A 17,301-nucleotide genomic window follows, 5' to 3' on the forward strand; every position below is an offset into this window, starting at 1 on the left:
GCCCTCCATTTGTCGTTCAACGCATCCGCGCATACCAACCGCTCACATCGGCTTGAACACCATCAGCGCGAACACGGCCACCGTCGCGGCGAATGCCGGATAGCCGAGGTATTCCCAGCGGCGCGCATCGCGCCAATAGGACGCCGGCAGTGGCGTGCCACGTTCGTGCGCGGCCATTGCCGTCCGGGACATGCGGATCTGGTACCACACCACCGGAAGCCAGCAGGCGCCCGCGAACAGATAGAGCGCGGCGGATGCCACGATCCATAGCGCGTTCAGCGGATATCCGGCCAGATGGAGCATGTAGGCGCCGGACAAGGGCTGGACGATGACCGCAGGCGTGGTGAACCACCAGTCCGCCCGCACCACGAGACGCGAGACCACGGCGATGGCTTCGGTCGAGCCCGAGCGGTTGGCGAAGAACAGGTAGAAGGCCGTCCCGAAACCGGTGCCGACCAGCACGACGGACGAGATGATGTGAATCACCTTGATGGCGAGGTATTCCATGATTCCTGCTCCGCGTAGAGGATGAAGAGAATGGCGAGAATCGACAGGTTCTTGAGCACCGGCCCGAACGGATGCCAGAGAAACTCCGGCAACGCGACGGCGATGATCAGCGAGTAGCCGGCTACAAGCGCAGCCTGAAGCGCCCATAGCCGGCGTGACGGATAGCGCAGGCATCCGACGGCCATCGCCGCATCTACGAAGACCGCGGCGTATAGCGTCACGATGGCGGGCGTGCCATGCAATCCGACTGCGCCGAGCAGTGCCAGGCTGTCGGCAAGCGGGTAGGCGAACAGCGTGACCAGTGCCGTGGCCAGCCAGACAAGGGCCATCACGATCCGCAGCATCGGCATACGCCATGCGCCAACGGCGCGATGGCGCAGGAATTCGGCTTCACCGGGTGCGATGAAAGTGCCAATGGCGCGTGGCCGATGCCCGAGCAGGCGCGTCAGCGGCGCGGCATCGCCATGACACCCGCGCCGGAGCATTCGCCACGTGTCGGGGGTCAGCTTCGACCCCGGCACGCAACGCGCCACATACGCGGCCATCGTCATGCACGGGGCGGGAATGGTCGCCCACATCGGCGCTGGCAGCTGCATTCCCTGGCGATAGGTGTCCAGCATCGCCCGATATGACATGCGGCTTGCGCCGACGACCTCAATGCACTGGCCCGGGGGAATAGCCGGAGCGATGGCAGTGACGACGGTATCCACGAGATCGTCGATATGAACCGGTTGAAACCTGGCCTCGCCAAGTTCTGGCACCGGTATCACCGGAAGACTCGCCAGGGTACGAAACATCGCGGCGGAGTTGCCGTCCTGGGCATACACGAGCGATGGATAGAGGACCTGCCACTGCACGGGCAAAGCACGCAGCACGTCGTCCGCCGCGCGCTTGCTGTGAAAGTAGGGCGTGTCGCCGCGATCCGCGCCAAGCGCCGAGATCTGGATGACGCGGCCCACTCCGGCCTTCGCGCAGGCGCGGAACAAGGCTGCCGGCGCCAGGTGATGGACGGCGTCGAAGCGATTCGTGCCGGTTTCGACGATGATGCCGACGGCATTGATGACGACGTGCATACCCTGCACGCGCGGAAGCCATTGCTCGATGGTGGTATCGGTCCTGAAATCCATGGCGACGTCACGGGCCGATGTCGGCCTGCGCAGACCGCGAATCACCTCATGCCCTTGCGCTTCCAGGCGCTTGCACAGCACAGCGCCAATCAGGCCCGATGCACCACACACCAGAACTCTGAGCCGCCTGCGATCCGCCATCCCCGCCGTTTCCTTCTTTTCGCTGTTCATACAGTTATTTCAGTAAAGACAGAAATAATCGGGTAAAAAAGAAACGGGTCGATGCCCGTTTCCGGTGGGAGCCTCAGCTACGTTTGCGTACCGCGTTGCTGATCTTCGCCGTCAAGCCCAGTGTCTTCATCAGCGTCTCCGGCTTCAGCCGCAGCATTTCATCGGCCAGCGTGCTCATGGTTTCGATGAACTTCAGGGTTTCCTCGATACGCTCGCGCGTTCCAGCGTCTTCTTCGCCGATCGCCGGGTTGTCGAGGCATTCCCGCAGCGCAACGGCCGTCGGATCGATCTCACGCTGCCGGCGGCCGGCCACGATGAGCTTGAACAGCTCCCAGATGTCGGTCGACGTCTCGAAGAAGTCGCGGCGCTCGCCCTTGATATGCACCACCTTGACGAGGTGCCAGGACTGCAGTTCCTTGAGGCTGTTGCTCACGTTGGAGCGGGCCACGCCCAGGGTATCCGTGATTTCCTCGGCGTCCATGGGGCGCGCGGCCAGATAGAGCAGGGCGTGAACCTGCGCGACGGTGCGATTGACGCCCCAGCGCGAGCCCATTTCCCCCCAGTGCAGCACGAAGCGTTCGGCGATCGGTTTCAGTTCCATGCGTTGCATTCTATTCGTTCAGTTATTTCTGTCAAGAGAGAAATAACGAGGGTGAGGCGGGAAGATGCCGCAGGGATGTTCCGGGCCGGAGGGCATAACGATATTGGCTTTCGTTCGTTCCTTCCTCCGGCACGCATCCCTATGCTGTCACGCCAAGGTATCCACCCATCGGGCTGGCGCGAGGCGCCGGAATGCCCGTCAGCAGACCGCAACCATGACCACTCCCGAGGCACCCCGCCAACTCCACCTGAATCTCAACGCGCTGCACGCCGGCTTTGTGCCGTCCGCGTGGCGCCTGCCGGAAAGCGATCCGCGCGCATTCGTCGATGTCCAGCACTACATCCGTCTTGCCCAGGTGGCCGAGGCCGGCAAGTTCGATGCGATCTTTCTGGCCGATAACGCGTCCATCGCGGACCAGATCAACTTTCGCCCAATCACCGCGCTGGAGCCGACCGTGCTGCTGGCCTGCGTTGCGGCGGCCACGACGCATATCGGGCTGGTGGCGACCGCATCCACGAGCTACAACGAGCCCTACAACATCGCCCGCCGCTTTGCCACGCTTGACCATGTCAGCGGTGGGCGCGCGGGCTGGAATGTGGTGACCACGGCCGATGCCGGTTCCGCCCGCAACTTTGGCCGCGCCGCGCCGCCGGATCATGCGCAGCGCTATGGTCGCGCGGACGAGTTCACGAACGTCGTCAAGGCGCTCTGGGATAGCTGGGAGGACGACGCTTTCGTCGGCGACCGGGCGACGGGGCTCTTCGTCGATACCGACAAGCTGCAGCCCATTGCCCACCACGGCCAGTACTTCAACGTCCATGGGCCGCTGAACCTGCCGCGCACGCCGCAAGGGTATCCGGTGCTGTTCCAGGCCGGCGGATCGTCGGACGGGCGCGAACTGGCCGCGCGCCATGCCGAGGCGGTGTTCTCTGCCTCGCAGTCCTTCGAGGAATCGCTGGCCTACCGTCGAGACATCAATCAGCGTGCCGAGGCACTGGGGCGTGGGCCCGGCGCCGTCAAGATCCTGCCGGGGCTGACCACGATCATTGGCGCTACCGAGGCGCAGGCACGCCGCCGGCGCGATGATCTGATCGACCTGATCCCGTGGGACTACAGCCTGAACCGGCTGGCGGGCACGCTGGGCATTGCGGTGGATCGTCTATCGCTTGATGCGCCATTGCCGGACGGTCTGCAACTGCCTGCAAACGGCAATCACACCTTCTTCCGCGCCACCCTCGCGCTGGCGCAGCGCGAGGGTTTGACCGTGCGTGCGCTGATACGCGAGCTGGCGGGCGGTGGTGGTCACCGCGTCATCGTTGGCACGCCGGAGCAGATCGCCGACGATATCGAGCACTGGTTCCGTCATGGGGCCGCCGACGGGTTCAATCTGATGCCCGACGTGCTGCCCGGTGGCGTCGAGGATTTCGTTGACGGTGTGGTGCCGATTCTTCAACGGCGCGGGCTGTTCCGCACGGAATATACGGGACGCACCCTGCGAGACCACATGGGGCTGGCACGACCCGCAGGCCGCACGCGCGAGCAGGCCGCGGCGTAGCGGCGTAGCGGCACGGCTCACGGTACATCGTCGCCGTACTTTGCATTTGCTACCTCGTATTCCTTCTTGGACCCGCGGCAGCGGCCTTCATAGACTGGTGCTTCCCAATACTTCCGCACCTTGCTCCATGAAACGACGCTCCGCACTTGCTTCCCTGGCAGCCCTGGCCATCGCGCTGTCGGCATTTTCCATCGGCACCGTCCACGCCCAGACGACGGGCAAGCCCCTCAAGGTGGGCGTGCGCGGCGGGGTCGATGAAGAGATCTGGGAGGTTGTCACGCGCGAGGCCGCGAAGAACGGCCTGAAGGTGGAGCCCGTGATCATCACGGGCACCGCCAGTCCGAACGAAGCGCTGAACAATGGCGACCTCGATGCCAATTCGTTCCAGCACATCCCGTTCCTGCGTGACCAGATCCGCCAGCGCGGCTACAAGATCGTCAACGTCGGCACCACGCTGATCTCGCCGATCGCCTTCTACTCGCGCAAGGTCAAGTCGCTGGAAGCGCTGCCGAACGGCGCGCGCATCGGCATTCCGAACGACCCGAGCAACCAGACCCGCGCGCTGGTCATCCTGCGTGATCACGGTCTCATCAAGCTCAAGGACGGCTTCGATCCGTCCACAGGCACGGCATCGCTGGCGGACATCACGGCCAACCCGCGCAAGCTCGATCTCGTTGAAAGCGCCTCGGTGGTACTGCCGCGCGCGCTGCCTGATCTCGATGCCGCAGCCATCATCAATACGTTCGCGTACCAGGCCGGGCTGATTTCCTCGCGCGACGGCATTGCCGTCGAAAAGCGCGAGAACAATCCCTACGTCAATGTGATCGCGGTGCGCGAGAAGGACAGGAACGCGCCGTGGGTCGCAACGCTCGTGAAGTCATATCAGTCCGAGGCCGTGCGCAAGTTCATCCTGACCAAGTATCAGGGATCGATCATCCCGGCATTCTGACGAGGGAGGCTGGCAATGCACACCGTATCCCAGTTGCACGCGCGCGATCCCCATATCGTGTTCGAGCAGGTTGGTAAGACCTATCCTGGCGCGGCGACGCCCGCGCTGGCGGACGTGTCATTCTCGATCGGGCGTGGCGAGCGCTTTGGCATCATCGGGCGCAGCGGCGCGGGCAAGTCGACGCTGCTGCGCACAATAAACATGCTCGAGCGCCCCGATGAGGGACATGTTCGCGTCGACGGTGTCGATATCGGCAGGCTGGACGAGAATGGACTGGTCGCGTTACGTCGGCGCATCGGCATGATCTTCCAGCATTTCAATCTGATGTCGGCCAAGACCGTCTTCGAGAATGTCGCATTGCCGCTGCGTGTAGCGGGGGTGGGGCGAGCGGAGACAGCATCGCGCGTCAACGAGCTGCTGGCGCTGGTAGGGCTGGCGGAGAAGGCGAATGCCTACCCGGCGATGCTCTCCGGTGGACAGAAGCAACGCGTTGGCATCGCCCGCGCGCTGGTGCACCGACCGGAAATCCTGCTGTGCGACGAGGCCACGTCGGCGCTGGACCCCGAAACCACGGAACAGATCCTGGCGCTGCTGCGCGACATCAACCGGCAATTCGCGCTGACCATTGTGCTGATCACGCACGATATGGCGGTGATCGACGAAGCGTGCGATCGCGTGCTGGTACTCGATCACGGCCATGTGATGGAGCATGGCCCGGTCTGGCGTGTCTTCAGCGAACCGAAGGCCGACGCCACCATCGCGCTGCTGCGTCCGCTGCGCAAACGCCTGCAAGCGCAGGCTCATTCTCCGGAGATTGTCGATCGTGTTGCCAATGGCTGAGAAGTACCTGAAGGCGCTGGGCGAGACCCTGATCATGACGACCAGCGCGTGCGCGGTGGTGTTCGTCACCGGCCTCGCGCTGGCGCTCGTTCTGACGGTCACCGCGCCCGCGGGCCTGGCGCCACGACCACGCGTGCATCGCACGCTGTCCGTGCTGGTGAACATGTTCCGGTCCGTGCCGTTCATCATCCTGCTGGTGGCGATGCTTCCGGTCACGCGGATGATCGTCGGTACCACGATGGGCATCTGGGCCGCGGTGGTGCCATTGAGCGCCCACCTGATTCCGTTCTTCGCCCGCGTTTCACAGGTGGCCCTCAACGAGACCGATTCCGGGCTGGTCGAGGCCGCGCGGGCCATGGGGTGCCGCCGCTGGCATATCGTGCGCCACGTGTTGCTGCCCGAGGCGCTTCCCGCATTGATCGGCGGTGCCACCGTGACCGTGATCGCGATGATCGGCGCATCCGCGATGGCGGGCGCAGTTGGGGCGGGCGGGCTGGGCGACCTTGCCATCCGCTATGGCTACGAACGGTATGAAACCGCGGTGATGTTCAACGTGATCGTGATCCTGGTGGTGCTGGTCACGCTGGTGCAGTTCAGCGGAGAGCGGCTGGCCCGTCAGTTCGACCATCGCAGATAGCGGGCAATGCGCAGTCCCCACGTGAAAACGTGGGGACTTCCATGCGCGATCGGAAAAGATCAGAACAGGCCGGTCGTGGGCGGCGGCTCATCCTTGAGCAGCCAGGCGCCTACTGCCGCTGCCTTCCATTGGCGGGGATTGTGATTCGCCACGGTCCTGGCGTTGCGCCAGTGACGGTCCAGGTTGTACTGGCGGTCGCACGAGGAAGCACCGCCAACATCAAGGGCCAGCTCCGAAGCCTTGAGCGCGGCTGCAACGGTGAAGTACTGCGCCTGGGCAACGTCGATCGATGCCTGCGTCAGTGATGCGTTGCTCAGGTTGTCGGCCCAGGCAGCGTCGATGGTATCGGCGGCACGTAGTGTCGCGGCTTCGGCGGCAAAGACCTCGGCAGAGATCTGGCCAATGGTCTCCTGCACGTAGGGATCATCCACCGAGCGCTCTGCCGAACTGTGCTTGATCGGGCGGGCCTTGTTGCGCGCGAACCAGACCGCATCGTTGAGCGCGTTGCGTGCGATGCCCGCCTCGGTGGCGGCAAGGAATAGCTGGAATACCGGCGAAACCGGGTTGCGGCGATCACGCGGCAGGAAGCTGCCGCGCACCTCGTCCGCCTCCACGCGCATGTTCGTGAAGCGCGTGGTACCGCTGGCCGTCAGCCGCTGACCGATCGTATCGAAGTCGTCTACCAGGTCCATGCCCGCGCGCTCGCGCGGCACGGTGAAGTGCGTTTCCTTGCCGGCTTCGTCCAGCGCGATCGAGCTGACCCAGTCCGCATAGAGCCCACCGGTGCTGTAGTACTTGGTGCCATTGACGAGGTAGTGGTCGCCATGGCGCACGATGGTGGCCTGGATGGCGCCCTGCTTGCCGCCGCGCTCCACGCCGCCGTTGCCGAAGATATGCCCGGCCAGCAGACGGCCGAACCAGCGTTTGCGATCGGCTTCGTTGTCGTGCGCGGCCAGCAGACCCTCCACCAGACCGAAGTTGGGACGCAGCGCCTGTGCGAGATTGGAGTCCACGGTCGCGAGTTCCATTACGAAGCGGATGGCATCGCGCAACGTGCCGCCCGGCCCGCCGTAGACCTTGGGAATGCGGAACGTGAGCAGGCCGGCGTCGGCGACCTCTCGCGCGAATGCGTAGGGCAGTTCGCGCCGGAGCTCGCGGATAGCCGCGCCTTCGGCAATCCGGGGCAGTAGCGCTTGCGCGCGCTGACGCAGGATGGCGACATCCGTGGCCGGCGGTAGTGCATTGCCGGGCGGCGTGGGATGCGGGTGGTTGGATCCTGTCGCATCTGCAGGTGCGACGATTTGAAGTGCAGCTTCTGTAGTCACGGTACGGGCTTCTGCGCCTATCGGCGAGGGTTGCTCTGGGCCGTTCAGAGTAACCAATCCCGCCCGCGTCACTAAGCGCGAATTCCGCATGTCGACGCTACCCGTCCGTATGAGACGCGTAGCGACTGGACTCAGGCGGGTTGCTGCTCCGCCACTGTTTGCACGATCGACGTAGCCAACGCTTCTATGCCCAGCGCGGAGAGGCTGTCCGCGTGCACCACGCGCCGCGCCTCCCACTTGTGGAAATGCTTGCGTTGCGAGCGCGCGTAGGAGGGGTCGTAGTGCTCGGTCGCGAGTTCGCCGAACAGCTGGCGCAGGTTTCCTGTGGTCGCCATCTCCTGCCACGCGGCGATGATGGTCTTGCCGTGCAGTTCCTTCAGCCGCCCAAGCTGCTCGGCAAGCCAGGCGGGCCGATCGCCAAGATATGCATAGTCATGCAGCAGGAACGCGAGTCGCGTTTCTGGCGATGCGTCGATCTCCACACAGGCGCTGTCGCGCATGTGGGCAACCAGCGGCACCGGCAGATTGAGCTTGCCAATGCGCGCGCCTTCACCTTCCACATAAAGCGGCCGGGCCAGATCGACGCGCTCGATCACATCCGCCAGCGCGGTCTCGAACGCGGTCTGCGAAGGCTGGGCGACATCGGGCAATGCGCCGAGCAGCGATCCCTTGTGCCGGGCCAGCCCTTCGAGATCGAGCACCTGTTCGCCTTGCGCAGCCAGCGCATGAAGCACGCGTGTCTTGCCGCTGCCCGTGGCGCCGCAGATCACGACTAGCGGCAGGCGCGCGGCCTGCGAGTCGAGCACGTCGATGACGTGGCGGCGCCAGGCCTTGTAGCCGCCGGCAAGCTGTTGGGCATCCCAGCCCACCATGCGCATCCACGTCGTCATCGAGCCGCTGCGCAGCCCGCCGCGCCAGCAATACACCAGCGGCCGCCAGCCAGACGGACGATCGGCGAACTGCTCGCGCAAATGGCGGGCGAGGTTGGCTGCCACCATGGCACCACCGACACGCCGTGCCTCGAATGCGCCGACCTGCTTGTACAGCGTGCCGACGATGCGGCGCTCTTCGTTATCGAGAACCGGACAGTTGATGGCGCCGGGAATATGGTCGATCTCGAACTCCGCCGGTGAGCGGGCGTCGATGATCGTATCGAACGCATGGCGGTCTTCGACTCTTACGACAGGTTTCATGGGGTGACCGTCAGCCCGGGTTCACCGGTTTCCATGCGGCCCACCACGGTGGCTTCCGTGAAGCCCTGCTCGCGGAAGACGGCCAGCACCTTGTCCACGGCGCCAGGCGCGCAACTGATCAGCAGGCCGCCACTGGTCTGAGGGTCGGTGATCAGCGGTTGGGCAAGCTCGGGCAGGCCAGCGGCGAGTTCGACTTCGCTGCCATAGCCTTCCCAGTTGCGGCGCGATGCGCCGGTGATGAAGCCCTGTTCCGCCAGTGACATCACATTCGGCAGCAAGGGAATGCGAGGCCATTCCAGCACCGCGCGCAAGCCCGCGCCGCGTGCAAGTTCCAGCGTATGGCCCGCGATGCCGAAGCCGGTGACATCGGTGATCGCATGGACATCGTCGAGTTCGGCCAGGGCGATGCCGGGCGTATTCAACTTTGTGGTGGTGTCGATCAGCCGCGCGTATCCGGCATCATCGAGCTTTTCCTTCTTCAGCGCGGCGGACATCACGCCTACGCCGAGCGGCTTGCCGAGCACCAGCACGTCACCGGCGCGTGCGTCGCGGTTGCGTCGGATCTTCTTCGGATGCGCCAGCCCCATCACCACCAGGCCATAGATGGGTTCGACCGAGTCGATCGTATGGCCACCGGCGATGGGAATGCCAGCTGCCTGGCAAACGCTCTGGCCGCCCTCCATCACCCGGCCGATCACTTCGAGCGGCAACTGGTTGACCGGCATCGCGACCAGTGCGAGCGCCATGATCGGACGTCCGCCCATCGCATAGATGTCGCTGATGGCGTTGGTGGCGGCAATGCGGCCGAAGTCGAACGGATCGTCGACGATCGGCATGAAAAAATCGGTGGTGGCGATCAGCGCCTGCGTTTCGTTGAGCTGATAGACCGCGGCATCGTCGGACGTTTCGATCCCGACCAGCAGTTCCTTGGGGACCGGCAACGCGGCGCTGGAGCGCAGGATCTGGGACAGGACGCCAGGCGCGATCTTGCAGCCGCAACCTCCCCCGTGGGAAAAACTGGTGAGACGCAGCGGAGGCGTGGCCTCCACTTGGGGGGTGTTGGTGTTCATAGGGAGTGGCGTGGGCCCAGGCGGATCGGAGATAGGCCGTACTTTACAGTACGAGTCCGGCCCGCCTGGCGTCGCGCGATGACTGCCCAATGACTGCCTAGTGAATGCCTATTTCTTGCGCTTCTCCGCCAGGCGCGTGTTGATCCGTTGCGTCAGCCGCTCGATATCGGCATTCAATGCGTCGCCACGCGCGGCATCGGCGGGGACGTGTCTGTTGGCGCTGGCGTCCCAGACGGAATCCATGCGCAGGTACTCGTGCATGGCATCCGCCAGCAGGGTCATGTCCTGCAGCAAGGGCGCGCGCGAATCGCCGGGCGGCAGCGTGACGCGCACCAGACCGGACAGCGCCTGCTCGAAGGCGGGCGCGTGGAGGGTTCGGGTGCGCGCGTCGACCTCGCGCTCGGGCATCTTGCCAGCCTTCATGGCCTCGATATCGGCTTGCGTCGCCCGAAGCGCGGTCATGAAGCGATCGGCGGCCACTTCGAACTGGCGGGAACCGGCCAACTGGGCTCGCAGGGTCAGCGGTGCAGGCGGCGCGAACGCGGCCACACCGACCACGGCGACGATGGCCGTCACGGTGGCCATCAACGTGCCACGCCGCAGTTTCTTGCGGTAAGTCTCCGGCGACAGCCGGACGGGCAGGCACAACGCCAGCAGCGCGCCGCCGATCAAGCCACCCACATGCGCGGCGTTATCCACACGCGTCGACAGGAAGCCCTGTGCGAGCGAGTAGCCGATCATGATCACGGCATCGCTGACGAGTTGCTTGTGAATGCTCTGCGGCAGTTCGCGGCGATGCAGCAGTGCCGCGACAAGCAGCGCGCCGCCGATGCCGAACACCGCTCCCGAGGCGCCGACGGACACCGAGGCCTGCGCCGCGAAATAGAGGCTCAATGCGCTGCCGAGCAGGCCGGCGCCAACGTAGATCAGCAGGAAGCTGCGCGTGCCAAAGAATCGCTCTACGTGCTTGCCGAGCAGGTAGAGCACCACCATATTGGCGGCCAGATGCTTGAGACTGCCGTGAAGGAAGGTGGCCGTCAGCAGCCGCCACCACTGACCGTCCTGCGTCAGCGCGCCAAGGTTGCCGCCCCAGTCAATGAGCATCTTTGGCGCGGCGCCATCTAGCGCGGCGCCGCGCGAAAGCATGATGAGCCAGACGAGCACGTTCACCGCGATCACGCTGTACAGGCCCCAGGTGCGGGGCAGCGCCTGCATTTGCGCCACGAAGGCCCGCTCGGCAACAACGTCGGCGGACGGCGCGATGCCGGCCACGCGCATGTGGTGCGCCACCAGTGCCTGAACGAGTTGCTGATCCGGCTTGCGCAGCATGGCCAGTCGCACCTGATAGGCGCGACGCGCTTTCCGGCGGCCGCCGGGCTTCGTTTCGACCGATTCGATGACAAGGGTCTCGCCCGCGCCCCGCACGTCGCGTATTGCCGCACCCGCGATGTCTCGCCAGCGCAGATGGCGGCGTTTGCGCGGGAATGCCGTGGAACCGATGCCGCTGGCATCGATGGTCAGCAATGGTTTGCCGAGCGGCGCGTGGCGTCCCCATCCCCATTCAAAGAGGATCAGGATGCCTAGCAGCACTATGCTCATCAGAACGGAGCCGGCGTTTCCGCGCATGATGATCAGCATCAGCGCAGCCAGGCCCCCAAAGATGGCCCACAAAACCAGGCGCATGAACAGCGCCGCGCCAAACTGGCGCACATAGAAGGCGCCTATCGGGCGGGCAGGGGTGGCCCTTCGCCGCCAGCGTTGCGATTGCTCCATCGTTCTTCCCGAAACGGATTCAAGTTTCGCGTCATCTCGAGTGGCATTCCCGGTGACGGAGCCACGGCGCGCGTGACGCGACGATAGAGGCACTGCCTGTGCGGCGCAAGCTCCCCCGTTGGCGGGGTTGTGTTGTGTGGAGTAGCCCCCTGTTGGACAGCCAGTCTTACATTGACTTCAAAGTCAGAAACTGCCAACCACCCGCCACACCAGCATCAACGACAACGCCAGCATCGTTACCCCAACCAGGGCATCCAGCGCCTGCCAGGCTTTGGGGCGGGCGAACCACGGCGCCAGCCAGCGGGCGCCGAATCCCAGCAGTCCGAACCAGACCACGCTGGCGGAGCTTGCGCCCGCCACGAACCAGCCGCGCAGTGCCGCCGGTTGCTGGGCGCCGATGCTGCCGACCAGCAGCACCGTATCCAGATAGACGTGCGGGTTGAGCAGCGTGAAGGCTGCCGCCTGAGCCAGCGCGGCGCTTCGGCCGAGGCCTTGGCCGCTGGTGCGGGTGCTTAGCTGGTGCGATTCCCGGGCGCGCCGCAGTGCCCGCCACCCATATATCGCCAGGAAGATGGCGCCGGCTGCCGCTAACGCGCGGGCAAGGCCGGGGCTTTCGCCGAGGGCCTGGGCCATGCCCATCACGCCTGCCGTGATCAACAAGGCGTCCGCCACTGCGCAGAACAGCACCACGCTGCCCACGTGTTCGCGTCGCAACCCTTGGCGCAGGACGAAGGCATTCTGCGCGCCGATGGCGACGATCAGTCCGAAGCTCAAGGCCATGCCTTGCAGCGAAACGGAAAAAGCGGGAGATGGGGCGGGGAGGACGGTGATCATCCGAGGGAGCTTGCCTGTCTTTCTGGATGAAGACAAACTATCTTTCCTTCATCTAATTAAGTTGAGCTAAATCGATGCTGGACTACGCCGCGCTTTCCGCATTGGCTGCTGTGATTCGCGAGGGCAGCTTCGAGCGCGCGGCTCGCGCGCTCAACGTGACGCCATCGGCGATTTCGCAGCGCATCCGCTTGCTGGAAGAGCGCGTGGGCTGCGCGCTGGTGGTGCGTGACCAGCCTTGCCGGGCGACCGAGACCGGACGGCGGTTGTGCCAGCACGTGGACCGGGTGCGTTTGCTTGAGCAGGAACTTCAGGGGACGCTGCCGGCGCTGGCGCCCGAGGGTGTGACACGGGTGGCGTTGCCCGTGGCGGTGAATGCCGATAGCCTGGCCACCTGGGCCGCGCCCGCCATCGCCACGTTCGCGGCGGCGCATCCCGTATTGATGGAAGTGGCCGTGGACGATCAGGACCACACCACCGAGTGGCTACGCAGCGGCGCGGTCCTGGCCGCCGTGACGGGTACCGGCCGGCCCGCGGCAGGCTGCAACAGCCGCCCGCTCGGCGCCATGCGCTATCTGGCGGCGGCCAGTCCGGCGTTCATGCAGCGCTACTTTGCCGAGGGCGTTGGCGCAGGCACCCTGGCCGAGGCGCCCAGCCTCGTGTTCAACACCAAGGATGAGCTGCAGGTGCGGTGGGCGCGGCGCTTGTGCCATCGGCATGTGGAACTGCCCCGGCATACCCTGCCGTCGTCGCAGGCGTTCGTGACGGCGGCCTTGGCCGGCATGGGCTGGGGCCTGCATCCACAGGCGCTCGTCGCGCCGTATCTGGCGAATGGCACGCTGGTCGAACTGGTGCCAGGGGCGCCGCTCGATGTCCCCCTTCACTGGCAATACGCACGCGCGGCGTCTGGCTTGCTCGACGGATTGAGCCGCGAGGTGCTGGCTGCCGCGCGGGCTGCGCTACTGCTGCCCTGATGTTGGCTGGTGTTGGGTGGTATTGGCTGGCAGAGGCGGGTTCCCGCATGGCCTGCGGCAGCCGGGCTCGAGCGGCGCTCTACGCATACTTTCCATCCGAGGTCCGGTCAGACCCACAAGCGGTACAACCAGAACGATTCATCTTCGACGAAGCGCTGCGCGAACTCGGTCGGAGAAAAGCCGGTAATGCGTTTCGTCGTGCGGACCAGATGGGCCTGGTCCGCGAAGCCTTCCTCCAGCGCCAGCCCGGGCCAGTCGAATGGCTGGCCGGCCTCGTAACGATCGCGGGCTGTGAAAAATGCGCCCTCGGTTCGGACGATCGCTTGCCACTCGCGCAAGGACCGGCCGCTATAGGCCTTGATGCGACGTTCCACCTGACGCGGGCTGCTTGTCCGCTGCCATTCGCGGGCCTGCAAGGCCAGGCGTTCCACCCAGCGCCGGCCCGTCTGGCGCAGAGACGCGAGCGTGGACGACCGATGCTGAAGCGCGAGCCATCGCGGAGCGAGATGTTGCTCGAGCGCCGCCAGTGTTTCCGCGTCGCTCTCGGCATCGCTCAGGGACTCGATGAGTGGCCGCCAGCCATCGCCAAGCACTTCGCGCGCGCATCGAAAGCGATCGTGAATTGCCGTCAGATCCAGATCGAACAATGCCTTGGCCGCATCTGCGGTAAAGCACACCATGCCACCGCGTCCGGTGGTCGGCACCCAGCTCGTGAGTGGTGACGATTGGCTACCGGAAACGGCAACCGTGGCCCCGATGGGGCGCCACAGGGGACCGTTCGATGACCGTTCCACCAGGCCGGTGCCCGGATCGGGAAACCAGGACAGGCAAACGAGCGGCGATGCGGGAACGTGGGTCAGGCGCTGCGCGTCGGTCAGCGGAAAGCCGCGCGTGTCCCGGCACACGATTGCCGCAATGGCGCCATGCAGCGATGGCGGGGCCGGATAGAGTCGCGCATGAGGGGGCCGCCCGCCGTGCGATGCCAGTGGCGCGCGCGCGGTCGGGTCTGGGCATTGGATCGGCGTCGAAAGGGGCCCGGAGGACATGAGCGGCGAGTATAGGCAGGCGCGGCGTGGCTGTCGATGTCGTTTCGGTTCAAGACAGACCGCGTGGGAGCGTGTGGAATCTGCACATGACCACCGAATCCCAAGCCCAATGCCCGTTCCAGACGGCCAAGTCACCGACGCCGCCCGGCTCGCCACCGTTGCATCCATTCGGTACCTGGCCGCCCGGTCCGGCGGCCGGCCTGACTGGCTGGCACCTGCTGCGGAGAATGTCGCGCGATCTGCTTGGCACGCTCGGCGAATGGCAGCGGACGTATGGCGACGTCGTGCATCTGCGGATGTGGCCGGAACATGCGGTCGTCGTCACCGACCCGCAGCTCGTCCGCGAACTTCTGGTGACCCATCACGACTCGTTGATCCGCTGGGAACGTGGCACGCGCGTGTTCGCCCGCGTGCATGGGCATAGCGTGCTGACCGCAGAGGGTGACGCATGGTCGCGCAAGCGGCAGGCGTTGCAGCCGGTCTTCATGCCGAAGGCCGTGCATGGTTTCGTTCCGGGCATCGTGGAGATCGTCGACAAGGGGCTCGCCACATGGCCCGCGCGAGTGGCGGACTGGCCGGTGGAAAGCGCGCTGACGTCGCTGACCATGGATGTGATCGTCCGGATGATGTTCTCGGATGAGATCGGTGAGGACGCGCGCATTGCGGAATGCGCCGTGCGCGCGATCAGCGAGGCGGCCAACGCCGATTTTTACTGGCCGGCGAGCCTGCCCGACTGGGTGCCATGGAAGCGCGCAAGTCGGCAGGCACTCCACACGTTGCGGGGCCTGATCGAGCGACATCTGCAGGCGCGTCTGCAGATGCGCACGGATACCTGGCCGGACGACCTGCTTTCGCGCCTGCTGTGCCTGCATCGGGATGACGCGGCGGCGTGGCCGCTGCAGGCGGTGCGCGACGAATGCATGACGACGTTCCTGGCCGGACACGAGACCACCGCGGCGACGCTGACGTGGTGGGCCTGGTGCATGGCATCGAACCCGTCCGCGCAGGACGCCGCACGCGCCGAGGTCACGCATGTCCTGTGCGGCCAGGCGCCAACAGCGGAGAGCCGCCAGGCGCTGCGTCAGGTGGTGCAGACGATCACGGAGTCGATGCGTCTCTACCCGGTGGCCCCGGTGCTCATCAGCCGTCGCGCGGTCCGCTCCATCACCCTGGGCCCGTGGCGCCTACCGGCGCGCACGCTGTTCATGCTGCCCTTGCAGTTGATGCACCACGATCCGCGCTTGTTCCCGGAGCCGGAGCGCTTTCAGCCCGATCGCTTCTCGACAGGTTCGCCGCAGGCCCCGCGCGGCGCCTACATGCCATTTGGCACCGGCCCGCGGGTTTGCCTGGGGCAGCACCTGGCAACGGCCGAGATGACGGTCATCGCCGCGATGCTGCTGCAGCGGTACAAGCTGTCGGTGCCGGAAGGCGCAGCACATCCGCGGCCGCTGTTGAACGTGACGTTACGGCCGGATCAGCCGCTTTGGCTTGCCGTGACGCCGATTTGATAGCGATTTGATAGCGAATTGACTGGCACGTGCCGCCTCGCCAGTCTCAGCGACGGTGCGGCGGCACGTGCCAGTGCCTCAGGACGTCACGGTATCGGTCAGGGCCAGGGCCGGGTAGTCGATATACCCACGCCCGTCGCCACCAAAGAACGCATTGGGAATGGCATCGTTCATCGGCGCGCCGAGCTTCAGGCGGGTGACGAAGTCCGGGTTGGCCAGCACCATCTGTCCAAAGGCTTCCAGATCGGCAAGCCCGGATGCCACGTCGGCACCCACAGCTTCACGGGTGCGGCCCGGCCGGTTCAGGATCAGCGTACTGCGCCAGCGTTCGCGGATGTCGGCCAACTGTGGCTCGTTGCCCTGGAGGCTGACGTGCAGGTACGCCAGGCCGAGCTTGTCCAGTTCCGTTACCAGGTAGCGGTAGAGCGCCGGACCTTCGGCGCCTTCGTCGATGCCCCACAGCGGCGTGCCGGGCGATAGTCGGATGGCCGTCCGGTCCGCGCCGATTTCCCCGGCGATTGCGGTGGCCACCTCAATGGCGAAGCGGGCGCGGTTGTCGACCGAGCCGCCGTATTTGTCGGTGCGGGTATTGGCATTGGGCGCGAAGAACTGCTGGACCAGATAACCATTGGCCCCGTGGATCTCGACGCCGTCCGCGCCCGCGGCGATCGCTTGCCGGGCGGCGAAGCGGAAGTCGTCCACGGTCTGGCGCACCTCATCAGTGGTCAGCGCGCGCGGTGCCGGAATGTCCTGCATACCCTTCAGCGTAAACATCGGCACACCGGGGGCAATGGCGGATGGCGCCACACCTTGCCGGTGATGCGGCGTGTTGTCCGGGTGGGACATGCGTCCCGCGTGCATGAGCTGGATGAAGATCCGACCGCCACGCTCGTGCACTGCGGCGGTGACGTTTTTCCATCCATCGACATGGGCTTCGGTGTAGATGCCGGGCGTGGCGAGGTACCCCTGCCCGTCGTCCGAAGGCTGGGTCCCTTCGGTCACGATCAGACCGACACTCGCGCGCTGCGCGTAGTACTCGGCCGCCAGTTCGCCCGGCGTGCCATCAAGGCTGGCGCGGCTACGGGTCATCGGCGCCATGACCAGGCGATTCTTCAGGGTGTATCGGCCGACGCGGACCGGGGTGAACAGTGCGCTCATGTGCATGACCTCTTTTGACAGTGCAGGTTGCCGGCA

At 65.5% G+C, this 17,301-nt stretch carries 15 protein-coding genes and 1 pseudogene; 6 read left to right on the forward strand and 10 right to left on the reverse strand.

Going from position 1 to position 17,301, the window contains the following annotated elements; all coding sequences use genetic code 11:
• Positions 1 to 42: 42 nt before the first annotated feature.
• The 3 genes from K6G35_RS22085 to K6G35_RS22095 all read right to left on the reverse strand — a co-directional run bounded on the left by K6G35_RS22085 (position 43) and on the right by K6G35_RS22095 (position 2,406).
• Positions 43 to 507, reverse strand: coding sequence for a DUF2269 family protein (locus K6G35_RS22085; protein ID WP_008642351.1), 465 nt, complete (start codon positions 505 to 507; stop codon positions 43 to 45).
• The gene (locus K6G35_RS22090) at positions 483 to 1,805 is read right to left on the reverse strand and encodes an SDR family oxidoreductase (protein ID WP_495677098.1); all 1,323 of its coding nucleotides are present in this window, start codon (positions 1,803 to 1,805) and stop codon (positions 483 to 485) included. The genes K6G35_RS22085 and K6G35_RS22090 overlap by 25 nt, the downstream gene beginning before the upstream one ends.
• 73 nt (positions 1,806 to 1,878) lie before the next feature.
• Complete coding sequence (locus K6G35_RS22095; protein WP_186426063.1) at positions 1,879 to 2,406, reverse strand: GbsR/MarR family transcriptional regulator; 528 nt, start codon at positions 2,404 to 2,406, stop codon at positions 1,879 to 1,881.
• A 214-nt stretch (positions 2,407 to 2,620) separates the two neighbouring features.
• On the opposite strand from K6G35_RS22095, the gene K6G35_RS22100 reads away from it, so the two are divergent.
• The 4 genes and pseudogenes from K6G35_RS22100 to K6G35_RS22115 all read left to right on the forward strand — a co-directional run bounded on the left by K6G35_RS22100 (position 2,621) and on the right by K6G35_RS22115 (position 6,387).
• Positions 2,621 to 3,961, forward strand: a complete 1,341-nt coding sequence (locus K6G35_RS22100) for an LLM class flavin-dependent oxidoreductase (protein WP_035884493.1) — start codon at positions 2,621 to 2,623, stop codon at positions 3,959 to 3,961.
• A gap of 127 nt (positions 3,962 to 4,088) precedes the next feature.
• Positions 4,089 to 4,910, forward strand: a complete 822-nt coding sequence (locus K6G35_RS22105) for a MetQ/NlpA family ABC transporter substrate-binding protein (protein WP_008642345.1) — start codon at positions 4,089 to 4,091, stop codon at positions 4,908 to 4,910.
• A gap of 15 nt (positions 4,911 to 4,925) precedes the next feature.
• Positions 4,926 to 5,705: pseudogene (locus K6G35_RS22110) on the forward strand (methionine ABC transporter ATP-binding protein); the annotation flags it as partial.
• A gap of 37 nt (positions 5,706 to 5,742) precedes the next feature.
• A complete protein-coding gene (locus tag K6G35_RS22115) occupies positions 5,743 to 6,387 on the forward strand; it encodes a methionine ABC transporter permease (RefSeq protein WP_495677122.1) in 645 nt (214 codons plus the stop codon).
• Positions 6,388 to 6,446: 59 nt separating this feature from the next.
• Here K6G35_RS22115 and K6G35_RS22120 read toward each other — a convergent pair whose 3' ends face one another.
• The 5 genes from K6G35_RS22120 to K6G35_RS22140 all read right to left on the reverse strand — a co-directional run bounded on the left by K6G35_RS22120 (position 6,447) and on the right by K6G35_RS22140 (position 12,582).
• Positions 6,447 to 7,712, reverse strand: coding sequence for an acyl-CoA dehydrogenase family protein (locus K6G35_RS22120; RefSeq protein WP_186426061.1), 1,266 nt, complete (start codon positions 7,710 to 7,712; stop codon positions 6,447 to 6,449).
• Positions 7,713 to 7,843: 131 nt separating this feature from the next.
• Positions 7,844 to 8,905, reverse strand: coding sequence for a tRNA 2-selenouridine(34) synthase MnmH (gene mnmH, locus K6G35_RS22125; protein ID WP_186426060.1), 1,062 nt, complete (start codon positions 8,903 to 8,905; stop codon positions 7,844 to 7,846).
• Entirely contained in the window at positions 8,902 to 9,975 is a 1,074-nt protein-coding gene (selD, locus tag K6G35_RS22130; protein WP_495677099.1) for a selenide, water dikinase SelD, read from the reverse strand. The genes mnmH and selD overlap by 4 nt, the downstream gene beginning before the upstream one ends.
• A 108-nt stretch (positions 9,976 to 10,083) precedes the next feature.
• Positions 10,084 to 11,748: a rhomboid family intramembrane serine protease gene (locus K6G35_RS22135; protein ID WP_495677100.1), complete on the reverse strand. Its 1,665-nt coding sequence runs from the start codon at positions 11,746 to 11,748 to the stop codon at positions 10,084 to 10,086.
• A 183-nt stretch (positions 11,749 to 11,931) separates the two neighbouring features.
• Entirely contained in the window at positions 11,932 to 12,582 is a 651-nt protein-coding gene (locus tag K6G35_RS22140) for a LysE/ArgO family amino acid transporter (RefSeq protein ID WP_495677101.1), read from the reverse strand.
• Positions 12,583 to 12,656: 74 nt separating this feature from the next.
• On the opposite strand from K6G35_RS22140, the gene K6G35_RS22145 reads away from it, so the two are divergent.
• A complete protein-coding gene (locus tag K6G35_RS22145) occupies positions 12,657 to 13,553 on the forward strand; it encodes a LysR family transcriptional regulator ArgP (protein WP_495677102.1) in 897 nt (298 codons plus the stop codon).
• 107 nt (positions 13,554 to 13,660) lie between these two features.
• On the opposite strand, the gene K6G35_RS22150 is transcribed toward K6G35_RS22145, so the two are convergent.
• Positions 13,661 to 14,599 (reverse strand): helix-turn-helix domain-containing protein, encoded by a 939-nt coding sequence (locus K6G35_RS22150; protein WP_040011260.1) that lies wholly within the window; start codon positions 14,597 to 14,599, stop codon positions 13,661 to 13,663.
• Positions 14,600 to 14,685: 86 nt separating this feature from the next.
• On the opposite strand from K6G35_RS22150, the gene K6G35_RS22155 reads away from it, so the two are divergent.
• Positions 14,686 to 16,107, forward strand: a complete 1,422-nt coding sequence (locus tag K6G35_RS22155; RefSeq protein WP_495677103.1) for a cytochrome P450 — start codon at positions 14,686 to 14,688, stop codon at positions 16,105 to 16,107.
• A 78-nt stretch (positions 16,108 to 16,185) separates the two neighbouring features.
• Here K6G35_RS22155 and K6G35_RS22160 read toward each other — a convergent pair whose 3' ends face one another.
• A complete protein-coding gene (locus K6G35_RS22160; RefSeq protein WP_495677104.1) occupies positions 16,186 to 17,265 on the reverse strand; it encodes an alkene reductase in 1,080 nt (359 codons plus the stop codon).
• Between the last annotated feature and the right edge of the window lie 36 nt (positions 17,266 to 17,301).

It is taken from the genome of Cupriavidus sp. HY129, from assembly GCF_059492215.1.

What these genes read in the sequence shown, in the direction of transcription:
- K6G35_RS22100 (WP_035884493.1), top strand. Translation starts at nt 2,621, where the DNA reads ATGACCACTCCCGAGGCACCCCGCCAACTCCACCTGAATCTCAACGCG.
- K6G35_RS22135 (WP_495677100.1), bottom strand. Translation starts at nt 11,748, where the DNA reads ATGGAGCAATCGCAACGCTGGCGGCGAAGGGCCACCCCTGCCCGCCCG.
- K6G35_RS22140 (WP_495677101.1), bottom strand. Translation starts at nt 12,582, where the DNA reads ATGATCACCGTCCTCCCCGCCCCATCTCCCGCTTTTTCCGTTTCGCTG.
- selD (WP_495677099.1), bottom strand. Translation starts at nt 9,975, where the DNA reads ATGAACACCAACACCCCCCAAGTGGAGGCCACGCCTCCGCTGCGTCTC.
- K6G35_RS22085 (WP_008642351.1), bottom strand. Translation starts at nt 507, where the DNA reads ATGGAATACCTCGCCATCAAGGTGATTCACATCATCTCGTCCGTCGTG.
- K6G35_RS22150 (WP_040011260.1), bottom strand. Translation starts at nt 14,599, where the DNA reads ATGTCCTCCGGGCCCCTTTCGACGCCGATCCAATGCCCAGACCCGACC.
- K6G35_RS22115 (WP_495677122.1), top strand. Translation starts at nt 5,743, where the DNA reads ATGGCTGAGAAGTACCTGAAGGCGCTGGGCGAGACCCTGATCATGACG.
- K6G35_RS22145 (WP_495677102.1), top strand. Translation starts at nt 12,657, where the DNA reads ATGCTGGACTACGCCGCGCTTTCCGCATTGGCTGCTGTGATTCGCGAG.
- K6G35_RS22095 (WP_186426063.1), bottom strand. Translation starts at nt 2,406, where the DNA reads ATGGAACTGAAACCGATCGCCGAACGCTTCGTGCTGCACTGGGGGGAA.
- K6G35_RS22155 (WP_495677103.1), top strand. Translation starts at nt 14,686, where the DNA reads ATGACCACCGAATCCCAAGCCCAATGCCCGTTCCAGACGGCCAAGTCA.
- K6G35_RS22090 (WP_495677098.1), bottom strand. Translation starts at nt 1,805, where the DNA reads ATGAACAGCGAAAAGAAGGAAACGGCGGGGATGGCGGATCGCAGGCGG.
- K6G35_RS22105 (WP_008642345.1), top strand. Translation starts at nt 4,089, where the DNA reads ATGAAACGACGCTCCGCACTTGCTTCCCTGGCAGCCCTGGCCATCGCG.
- K6G35_RS22160 (WP_495677104.1), bottom strand. Translation starts at nt 17,265, where the DNA reads ATGAGCGCACTGTTCACCCCGGTCCGCGTCGGCCGATACACCCTGAAG.
- mnmH (WP_186426060.1), bottom strand. Translation starts at nt 8,905, where the DNA reads ATGAAACCTGTCGTAAGAGTCGAAGACCGCCATGCGTTCGATACGATC.